Origin of the sequence: Kitasatospora sp. NPDC053057, assembly GCF_044546945.1 — a bacterium.
In the GTDB taxonomy this organism is placed as follows: Bacteria; Actinomycetota; Actinomycetes; order Streptomycetales; family Streptomycetaceae; genus Kitasatospora.
Window position 1 is genome coordinate 1 of the sequence record NZ_JBITZP010000135.1, and the last position, 1,585, is coordinate 1,585.

A 1,585-nucleotide genomic window follows, 5' to 3' on the forward strand; every position below is an offset into this window, starting at 1 on the left:
CTTCTTCCGCCTGGGCGGTCACTCCCTCCTCGGGATCCGTCTGGTGGAGGTGCTGCGTCGGCGGGGTGTGTCGGTGTCGGTGCGGGCGCTGTTCCAGTCCCCGACGCCGGCGGGGCTGGCGCTCGCGGATGGTGCGGCGCAGGTCGTGGTGCCGGAGAACCTGATTCCGGCGGGTACGACCGCGATCACGCCGGAGATGCTGCCGCTGGTCGACCTGACGGCGGAGGAGGTCGAGCGGGTCGTCGCCACCGTGGACGGCGGCGCCGCGAACGTCGCGGACGTCTACCCGCTGGCCCCGCTCCAGGAGGGCTTGCTCTTCCACCACCTCCTCGCCGAGGGCGGCGAGGACGCCTACGTGATGCCCTTCGTCCTCGAGTTCGGCTCGCGGGAGCGCCTGGACGCGTTCACCGCCGCGCTGCAGCAGGTGATCAACCGGCACGACGTCTTCCGTACCTCCTTCGTTTGGGAGGGCCTGAGCCGACCGGTCCAGGTGGTGTGGCGCGAGGCTGCTCTGCAGGTCGACGAGGTGACGCTGGACGCGCGGCACGCCGACCCGGTGAGCGAGTTGGTCGCTGCGGTGGGCTCGTCGATGGACCTCAACCGGGCACCGCTCTTCACCGTCCACACAGCGGCCCTGCCGGGCGGCGACGGCTGGCTCGGCCTGGTGCGCGTCCATCACCTGGTGCAGGACCACGCCGCGCTGGAGACGCTGCTGGCCGAGGTGCAGGCCTTCCTCACCGGCCGGGGCGAGCAGCTGCCCGAGCCGCTGCCGTTCCGCAGCTTCGTGGCCCACACGCGTGGTGCCGCCGCGGAGGAGGCCGCCCACGAACGCTACTTCGCCGAGCTGCTCGGCGACGTCATCGAACCCACCTCCCCGTACGGGCTGGTGGATGTCCGAGGGGCCGGCGCCGATGTGGTGCGTGAGGTCGTGCCGTTCACGCCCGCCGCCGAGACGCGGCTGCGCGAGGTCGCCCGCAGGCTCGGCGTCAGCACCGCCACGGTTCTGCACGTGGCATGGGCCCGCGCCCTGGCGGTGGTCAGTGGCCGGGACGACGTGGTCTTCGGCACCGTGCTGTTCGGGCGGATGAACGCAGGCCTGGACACCGACCGGCTCCCGGGCCCGTTCATCAACACGCTGCCGGTGCGGGTGCGGACGGACGGGCTCGGTGTCCTGGACGCGGTGTCGGAGATGCGCGGCCAGCTGGCCGCGCTGCTGGAGCACGAGCACGCCCCGCTTTCCCTGGCGCAGGGCGCCAGTGGCGTCGAGGGCGGCACTCCACTGTTCTCCGCGCTCTTCAACTACCGCCACAACGGCGGCGGCCGGGACGCCGACCGGACGGCCCCTGAGGAGGCGGCGAAGGACCGCGCCGGGACCGATGGCATCCGACTGCTGTTCTCCCGGGAGCGCACCAACTATCCGCTCGCGGTCGCGGTCGACGACGATGGTGAGGACCGTGGGCTGTCGCTCGCCGTCGATGCCGTCGCGCCTGTCGACCCGGTGGCGGTGGGTGCGCTGGTGCGGACGGCTGCCGAGAGTCTGGTGGCGGCGTTGGAGGTGGCGCTGGACGGTGGTCCGCAGGTGCTG

The 1,585-nt window shown here is 72.6% G+C and carries 1 protein-coding gene; it reads left to right on the plus strand.

The annotated features are described in order from the left end of the window. Positions 1 to 1,585: condensation domain-containing protein (locus tag ACIG5E_RS39425; RefSeq protein WP_396542138.1), on the plus strand; the 1,585-nt coding region annotated here is incomplete at both ends.